The organism is Bacillus sp. JK106 (assembly GCF_053663355.1).
Map to the genome: position 1 here is coordinate 397,077 of NZ_JBSJQC010000004.1, position 8,383 is coordinate 405,459.

8 protein-coding genes, 2 tRNA genes and 1 rRNA gene are annotated in these 8,383 nt (G+C 46.2%); 5 read left to right on the plus strand and 6 right to left on the minus strand.

Annotation, left to right across the window (positions count from 1 at the left end):
• Positions 1–11 precede the first annotated feature (11 nt).
• From ACWJJS_RS17340 to ACWJJS_RS17365, 6 genes are all read right to left on the minus strand, one after another.
• Positions 12–326, minus strand: coding sequence for a DMT family transporter (locus ACWJJS_RS17340; RefSeq protein ID WP_102422394.1), 315 nt, complete (start codon positions 324–326; stop codon positions 12–14).
• Positions 326–655 (minus strand): DMT family transporter, encoded by a 330-nt coding sequence (locus ACWJJS_RS17345; RefSeq protein ID WP_003156023.1) that lies wholly within the window; start codon positions 653–655, stop codon positions 326–328. The genes ACWJJS_RS17340 and ACWJJS_RS17345 overlap by 1 nt, the downstream gene beginning before the upstream one ends.
• 72 nt (positions 656–727) lie before the next feature.
• A complete protein-coding gene (locus tag ACWJJS_RS17350; protein ID WP_367069590.1) occupies positions 728–1,309 on the minus strand; it encodes a TetR family transcriptional regulator in 582 nt (193 codons plus the stop codon).
• 116 nt (positions 1,310–1,425) lie between these two features.
• Positions 1,426–2,988 (minus strand): APC family permease, encoded by a 1,563-nt coding sequence (locus tag ACWJJS_RS17355; RefSeq protein WP_007409293.1) that lies wholly within the window; start codon positions 2,986–2,988, stop codon positions 1,426–1,428.
• 237 nt (positions 2,989–3,225) lie between these two features.
• Entirely contained in the window at positions 3,226–4,080 is an 855-nt protein-coding gene (locus ACWJJS_RS17360) for a manganese catalase family protein (protein ID WP_454023743.1), read from the minus strand.
• Between the two features lie 111 nt (positions 4,081–4,191).
• Complete coding sequence (locus ACWJJS_RS17365) at positions 4,192–4,656, minus strand: SRPBCC family protein (RefSeq protein WP_003156017.1); 465 nt, start codon at positions 4,654–4,656, stop codon at positions 4,192–4,194.
• Between the two features lie 127 nt (positions 4,657–4,783).
• On the opposite strand from ACWJJS_RS17365, the gene ACWJJS_RS17370 reads away from it, so the two are divergent.
• From ACWJJS_RS17370 to ACWJJS_RS17390, 5 genes are all read left to right on the plus strand, one after another.
• Positions 4,784–5,785, plus strand: coding sequence for an NADPH:quinone oxidoreductase family protein (locus tag ACWJJS_RS17370; RefSeq protein WP_454023744.1), 1,002 nt, complete (start codon positions 4,784–4,786; stop codon positions 5,783–5,785).
• 431 nt (positions 5,786–6,216) lie between these two features.
• Positions 6,217–7,635 (plus strand): sugar porter family MFS transporter, encoded by a 1,419-nt coding sequence (locus tag ACWJJS_RS17375; protein ID WP_025650424.1) that lies wholly within the window; start codon positions 6,217–6,219, stop codon positions 7,633–7,635.
• Between the two features lie 302 nt (positions 7,636–7,937).
• Positions 7,938–8,014 (plus strand) — tRNA-Arg (locus ACWJJS_RS17380).
• A gap of 8 nt (positions 8,015–8,022) precedes the next feature.
• Positions 8,023–8,096: transfer RNA gene (locus ACWJJS_RS17385), tRNA-Gly, on the plus strand.
• Between the two features lie 162 nt (positions 8,097–8,258).
• A 16S ribosomal RNA gene (locus ACWJJS_RS17390) occupies positions 8,259–8,383 on the plus strand; the annotation flags it as partial.

The window sequence follows — 8,383 nt, forward strand, 5'->3', positions numbered from 1 at the left end:
GTCTCAGGCCGTCACGCTGTCAGTTTTAAGCCGATGACACCGATGAGGATAAGCCCCAGAGACACCAATTGTGACAGATTGAATTTTTCTTTAAACCAAAGTATGCCCACGGCAGAAACGCCGATGCTTCCCATGCCGGTCCAAGCCGCATACGCGACACCTGTGGGAAGAACCTGCATCGCTCCGGAAAGGCAAAAGAATGAAATCATAAAGCCTGTTACCATGACAATCAGCGGCCACTTTTTTTTAAAACCGTCAATATGTTTCATGGCAACGGCCGCTACAACTTCCTCCGCTCCGGCAATAAATAACAGCAGCCATGCCATTAATGTTCACCCCTTGTTTCAGTTTCTTTCGTAAATACCTTCATTCCTAAAATGCCGGACAACAGCAAAGCCAAAAAGAATATTTGCCCGATTGAAAACGATTCGCCTAAAATGACGCCCGTTACATATGTGCCGACGGTGCCTATTCCGACAAAAACGGTATATGCGGCAGCCATCGGAATTTTTTTATAAGAGCGGATCAGCATCAGAAAGCTGACGGCAATCAAAAGGAAAATACCAATCCAATCAAAGAGCGAATCCGCATGCTTCAGGGCGGACGCCCAAACTACTTCTAACAGTCCGGCTATCAATACAAGCAGCCAATACATGATACAGTCACCTCAGTTATGAATGAATGTCAGTCATTTTTACGGCGGTCAAAAATGATCGGTCTCCGCCAATCATTTCTGCAAGCTTCTTTTGAGAAAGCTGAATATTTCTTTTTTATATACTTCGAGATCGACATCCTGTTCACAGCCGATATAAAACCGTTCAGCCGCGTTCTCGACAACGTTGATAATCGTTCTGGCCGTCCATCTGACATGAATGCCGCTGATGACCTCACCCTGTTCAATGGCCGTATTGATCACGCCTTCCAGCCAGGAATAATAAGGCTGATAAATGGCTTCCCATTTCTCCATTGAATGATCGATGGCAAGACCGGAATAACAGAGAACGATAATATCTTTATGAAGCCGGGTGATGTGAAATGTCTCATCTACCAAAATGTCCAGCAACGTCCAAAAATCTTCAGAACCGTCCGTTTTCCCTTTTATCCTGTCCAGCGTATTGTCGAGCAGGTTTTCTGCAATCGCGGATATCAGTGCGTTTTTAGAAGAAAAATATAAGTAAAACGTTCCTTGGGCCGTTCCGGCTTTTTTGACGATTTCTGAAATGGATGCTTTGTCTAATCCTTTTTCAGAAATGACTTCAATCGCGGCTTGCAGGATCTTTTCGTATTTTCCCGAGCTTTGTTTTGCCAATAGAGGGGTTCCTCCTTTTATGAATGACTGTCATTCATTTTATCGCATATTCGCTTTTTTGTCACCCCTTAACATAAAAATACCGGAAAGAAGACCATACTTCTTTCCGGCATTCGTCATTTATCACTGTCGATCATAGCCTTCGGCAGACCTGTATATTTTGCCCAGTAATAAATACCGAGCGAACCGATGGCGATCAGAATCAGGTCAAGCGGATTGCTGATAATGCCCAATCCGTGGCCGAACGAGCCGAGATAGGAGAAAATCAGCATCATGACATAAAAGCCGACGATCCACCATGCTGATTTCAGCTGCTGGCGTATGCTGACATCATCTTTGGGAGCATATTTACTGAAACAGAGATAGATCAGAAACATGACAATTTGAGAACCGAGAAGCCAGGATACGGTGCGCCATCCGGACCAATATACAATATAAGAGGTAAAAATAAACGACAGCGGCCCGATGATGCTCATCCCTTTTAAATAAAACGGTCTGTTAATGTTCTTCGCGTTGACTCTCAGCGCCGCAGAAGAAATCGGCGCAATCGCATAAGACAGAATCAATGCGACGGAGCATACGTTAACAAGAGCGTTCCAAGAAGGGAACGGAAGCGTCCAAAAAACAGCCAGACCGAACGAAAGCCAAAGGGAGGCGCGCGGTGTCCCGGTTTCTTTATTGACTTTAGAAAAAATGCTGAATAATGTTCCGTTTCTGGCCCAGGCATAGACGAGACGTGAAGTCGTATTCATAAAGATATTTCCGTTACCGCCCGGTGATAAAATCGCATCTAAAATGACCAATGTCGCCAGCCACCCCAAACCGAGCAAAACGGCGATATCTTTGAAAGGAAGGGAGAATTCAGTCCCGATAGCCGGCCATCCGTGCTTCAGGGTATCCGCCGGGATCGCCCCGATAAAAGTGAGCTGCAGCACGGTGTAAATAATAGTAGAAACGATAATACAGACAATCAATGCGATCGGAATGTTCCGCTTCGGATTCTGCACTTCACTCGCGACAGCCACAATCGGATGCAGCCCAAGGTATGCAAACATGACGCCGCCTGTGGAAATCGCGGCCTGAATTCCGGTGAAACCAAAAGGCGCGAATCCGTGAACGGTCATATTGCCCGGGTGAAAATGAAAAATCAGTACAACAATTACCGTAATCGGTACGACATATTTAAAAATCGAAATAATGAAGTTTGCTTTCGCAAAGGTTTTGACACTCCAGTAATTGAGGAGGAAGAACAGGCAGAGCAGCGCAAATTGCAATATCCATCCGGCAATTGTCGGCGAATCAGAGCCTTTTACGGTCAAACCGGGAAACCAATACGCCACGTATTGGCGGACTGCCGTGACTTCTATTGAAATAAGACTCGTGTATGCCACAATGGTGACAAAGGAAATTAAATATCCGACCAGGTGTCCGTGTGAATATACGGGATACCGGATAATTCCCCCGGTCCGCGGCAGCGCGGCGCCCAGTTCCGCATAAACCAAGCCGATCAATAAGATGATTCCCCCGCCGATCAGCCAGGAAAAAACGCCTGACGGGCCCGCTTTAGAGGCGACGTTACTGACGGCAAACAGCCATGCCGAACCGAATATGGCTCCCATGCCGATTAAAATAAGATCAAAAAGTGACATAGTTTTCTGGAAGTTTCCTTGCTTAGACATTCGCTGCCTCCTTAAAAAAGACATTGTTCTCTTTACATAATTCCCATTATCATTCAAACATACCCAGCCGGCCGGCTGGAAAATTAGGACAACTTTCGAAACGAAGTATGTACCGCAATGTGCTCACATCAAAATAACGGCCGTATGGCAAGATCTCCCGGCTTATATTCCCCGTTTTGAACACATTCAAACCTCATATTCAGAAAAACAAAAAACGCCCGAAACAGGCGTTTTTTGTTACAAGTTCATATCTTTCAGTCCGGGGCTGTGCTCATTCGGAAGCTCGGGAAGTTCCGGCACGGGGAAACCTTTAGGAGGCTCGGACACACTTAATTCGCCGCCGTTTCGGCTCGGCGTCGTTCCCTGCAGAATTTCTCCGATCCGTGTCGGATCCAGTCTGAAATTAAATTGGGTATTATGATAATCCATTTCAACGAATTTCCGGCATTCCGGGTATTTTTCAATATCATAATTCGGCACGGGAAATAATTTGCCCCATTCGACACCCAGTGTTTCCAGCGCTTTTGTAAATGCATTTTGATGGGCGTTGTCACGGACGATCAGAAAACCGAGTGTTTCTCTGAACGTCTGATTTGAACTCATTTCATAAATGCGCGTCTTTTGCAGCACGCCGGTTGATTCCAGCACGACATTGTCCAATAGATCGGAAATCAGATTCCCGTGGTTGTATACCCAAGACCCGTTCCATGGATTGCCGCCGGCGTCTACAGGAAGAGAACTTTGCGCCCCGATGATAAAATGGTGCGGATTGGCGTGTTTAACTGCTTCGTCAAGCGGCGCCTGATCTGCTGCCTGATTTCCGGCGCCCTCAGCGCCGCTTTCATCGAGCAGCGCATTAATCGTATGCTGGACGAGCTCAACGTGTGCGATCTCTTCTAAAAATACACCGCGAAGCAGGTCACGGAACTGTTTTTCTTTTCCTCTGAAATTAGAGCTTTGGAAAAAGTATTGCATCATCGTCCGCATTTCCCCGTAATGCCCGCCTAAAATTTCCTGAAGCACCTTGGCCGCGGCCGGGTCCGGCTTGTCCGGTTTAATGATATTGATCAGCTCTTCTTTGTAATAATACATAAACAGCGCCCCCTGAAAGAAGTTTTCGGTTCTTCTGTTAGTGTCTTTGCAAATTCAGTTTTTATGTATCGGCATCAAAAAAAGGACGGAAAGCGTGTCCGTCCTTTTGTGTTAAGCCTCAACCGCCCCGCGAAGTTTCGTGTTGACAAGCCCGTTCCATCCTTGATCCATCGTACTGTGAATCTCGGAGCTTTTCCGATTGACTTTATTGATGACGGCTTCCGGCTCTTTCCATCCGCCGTGAATGAGAGTGAATTCCGTATCCCCGCTTTCCGTTTCCTTTAAGACAAAAGAAACGATCCAGCCTTCCGTATCCCATGAAAAAGAAAGGCGGTACGGCGCTTCAATATCCAGCAGCTTGCACGGAGACGGACCGAACGGAGATTCCAGCTGAAACTCACTGTCTTCTTGAGGTGTGAAATCATTCGGCATAAACCAGAGAGACAGGCCGTCCGCCGTAGAGACCGTATCCCAGACAACTTGTATCGGCGCCTTGAAAACGGCGGTATGAATAATGTCCGGTAATGGCTGATTGCTGTTGTTGTTTTTGTTATCTTTGTTTTGTTTATCAGACATGATGCGTAACCACTCTTTCGCTGTTTTTACTTTTGATCATACTACACAGGGCAGGACATTTGAAAACAAATCAAACTTATTTTATGCTTTTCCAAAGCCATTCAATTCATTTTAAGGAGACGTAGTGATGACAGATCAATTTAAAGCGTTAGTAGTCGATCAACATGAAGACCGGTTTTCAGTCAGCGTACGGGAGCTGGCGATTCAGGACCTTCCCGAGGGTGAAGTGCTGATTAAGGTTTGCTACTCAGGGGTGAATTATAAAGACAGCTTGGCTGCCATTCCTGACGGCAAGATCGTAACCTCGTATCCTTTCGTGCCGGGAATTGATTTAGCGGGAATCGTCGTTTCTTCAGAGGACGCCCGTTTTAAAGAAGGGGACAAAGTCATTGCGACAAGCTACGGCATAGGCGTTTCCCATTTTGGCGGCTATAGCGGGATGGCCCGCATTCCGGCAGATTGGATCGTGCCGCTGCCTGAAGGTCTGACACTTAAAGAAGCCATGACGATCGGAACCGCCGGCTTCACTGCCGCATTGTCCGTCCAGCGTCTTGAAGAAAACCATGCCGCTCCTAAAAAAGGGAAGGTGCTGGTGACGGGAGCGACAGGCGGCGTCGGAAGCTTTGCCGTCTCCATTCTTTCAACCTTAGGTTATGAGGTCGAGGCCAGTACGGGAAAAGAAGAAGAAAGCGGCTATTTGAAGAGCCTCGGAGCAAAGACGGTTATTCACCGTGACGAAGTGTATAACGGCACGTTAAAACCGATGCAAAAACAAAAATGGGCAGCGGCCGTCGATCCGGTCGGAGGTGAGCCGCTTTCTTCAGTTCTCAGTCAGATTCAGTACGGCGGATCAGTTGCTGTGAGCGGACTGACAGCGGGAACGAAACTCCCGGCTACAGTCTTTCCGTTTATATTGCGCGGCGTCAATCTCTTGGGAATTGATTCCGTATTCTGTCCGATGGAGACAAGAAAGAAAATATGGCAGCGTTTAGCTGATGACTTCAAGCCTGCAGATCTGGAGGCCTTTATTCAAAAGGAAATTACACTTGAAGAGCTGCCGGATACGCTTCCTGCCCTTTTAAAAGGAGAAGCGAGAGGGAGAACGATTGTTACAATAAACGAAGAATAAAACAAAAACCCCCCAACTAGCAGTTGGGGGGTTTTCATTATATAATCAATTGTTGGTTATGATAGGGGTAATTCATTGATCATGTTATGAAAATAAGTTGATGTAAAACATAAATTGATTATATATAGGTAATATAAAGGTAAGTTATAAAATTTTCTGAAATATTCATTGACTGAAAGCGCTTTTAAAATTATGATAATAACATAAGTGCCAATAATATCATTATAACTTCACTACAAAGTAACTATAAAATAACAATATAACGAGAGGGGAGAGCGAATAATCACTATAAACGATAACGTTTTCGAAATATTTTCTTCTTATAAAACTGTTTTGGACGGTCAGAACTTGTATGCAGACGTTAGAGGTGTAAATATTGATAACTGAATATTCGGGTATTATCTCTGTGTAAAAACTAGGAGGATTTGAAGATGAATAAAAATAGCAGCCAGCATTCATTTTTGAGAACCATCATTTTAGTATCGACATTCGGGGGACTTCTTTTCGGCTACGATACCGGTGTGATTAATGGGGCGCTGCCGTTTATGGCGGAAGCTGACCAGCTTAATCTTACCGCTTTGACTGAAGGGATGGTGGCGAGCTCCCTGCTCTTGGGGGCTGCGATCGGCGCGGTTTTCGGAGGGAGATTGTCGGACTATAACGGCAGACGTAAAAATATCCTTATCCTTGCCGTTTTGTTCTTTGCAGCGACGCTCGGATGTACACTGGCGCCTAACGTGTCGGTTATGATCATCTCCCGTTTTCTGCTGGGGCTTGCCGTCGGGGGAGCATCCGTAACCGTTCCGGCATATTTGGCTGAAATGTCGCCGGCGGAAAGCCGAGGGAGAATGGTTACCCAAAATGAATTGATGATTGTAACGGGCCAGCTGCTTGCCTTCACGTGTAATGCTATCATCGGCAATGTGCTTGGTGATACCTCTCACGCTTGGCGTTATATGCTCGTTATCGCGGCCCTTCCGGCGGTATTCTTGTTTTTCGGTATGCTGAAAGTTCCTGAAAGTCCGCGCTGGCTGGTTTCTAAAGGAAGAAAAGAAGATGCTCTGCACGTTCTCCGGCGAATAAGGAATGAAGAGAAAGCGAAGGCTGAGCTCGCTGAGATTGAATCTGCCTTTCGTAAGGAAGCTGAGATGGAGCAGGCGACCTTTAAGGATCTTGCCGTTCCGTGGGTGCGCCGCATTGTGTTTATCGGGATCGGAATTGCGGTAGTGCAGCAGCTCACCGGCGTGAATTCGATTATGTACTATGGAACTCAAATTTTAAAAGATGCCGGTTTCGAGACAAAAGCCGCATTAATCGGCAATATCGCTAACGGTGTGATTTCAGTGCTCGCGACTTTTGTGGGAATATGGCTTCTCGGCAAAGTCGGCCGCCGCCCGATGCTGATGACGGGGCTCATCGGAACGACTGCGATGCTGCTTTTGATCGGAGTTCTGTCTGTCGTGCTGAAAGGATCGCCTGCTCTTCCTTATGTGGTTCTTTCATTAACAGTCACTTTCCTTGCGTTTCAGCAGGGGGCTGTCTCTCCGGTGACCTGGCTGATGCTGTCGGAGATATTCCCGCTGCGATTGCGGGGGCTTGGTATGGGGGTCACTGTCTTCTGCCTCTGGATCGTGAACTTCATTGTTGGTTTAACTTTTCCGGTCCTGCTCGCAAACATCGGATTGTCTGCAACCTTCTTCATTTTTGTCCTGTTAGGGATAGCGTCCGTTATATTTGTGAAAAGGTTCCTTCCGGAAACGAAAGGTCTGTCGCTCGAACAGCTTGAACAAAACTTCCGTGCCTATGAAAAAACAGATCGTAATAGCGCAGAAGCCGAGGTGAGCGGGTAATCTGAATAGACGCGGGGTTCCTGGGGATCCCGCTTTTTACTTATTATATAGAAGGGAATAATAAGCGGGAAAAAAGTTTCGTAAAAGTGTTGACCTAATTTAAAGTGCGTGGTATATTATTAAACGTCGCTGATGAACAAAGCGATAACGCTAAATGAGAAAATGATCTTTTGAAAAAAAGACTTTACAAATTCTCAAAAGCGTGTATAATAAATGAGGTCGAGAAAAAAGACTTCGTAAAGAAATAAAAAACACTTGACATCATAACTGATTGGTAGTATGATAGTTAAGTCGCCTGATAAGCGCCCGTAGCTCAATTGGATAGAGCGTTTGACTACGGATCAAAAGGTTAGGGGTTCGACTCCTCTCGGGCGCGCCAATTCAAATGCGGGTGTAGTTTAGTGGTAAAACCTCAGCCTTCCAAGCTGATGTCGTGAGTTCGATTCTCATCACCCGCTCCATTATAATGATCTTTGAAAACTAAACAAGACAAAACGTACCTGTTAATTCAAAGTTTTAAATAAATCGCACAGCAATGTGCGTAGTCAGTCAAACTAAGGTCTGCACGATGCAGATCACACAGACGTTACTGCAGGATGCAGTGAATGTAGTCTGTGATCCATTTATCGGAGAGTTTGATCCTGGCTCAGGACGAACGCTGGCGGCGTGCCTAATACATGCAAGTCGAGCGGACAGATGGGAGCTTGCTCCCTGATGTTAGCGGCGGACGGGTGAGTAACACGTGGGT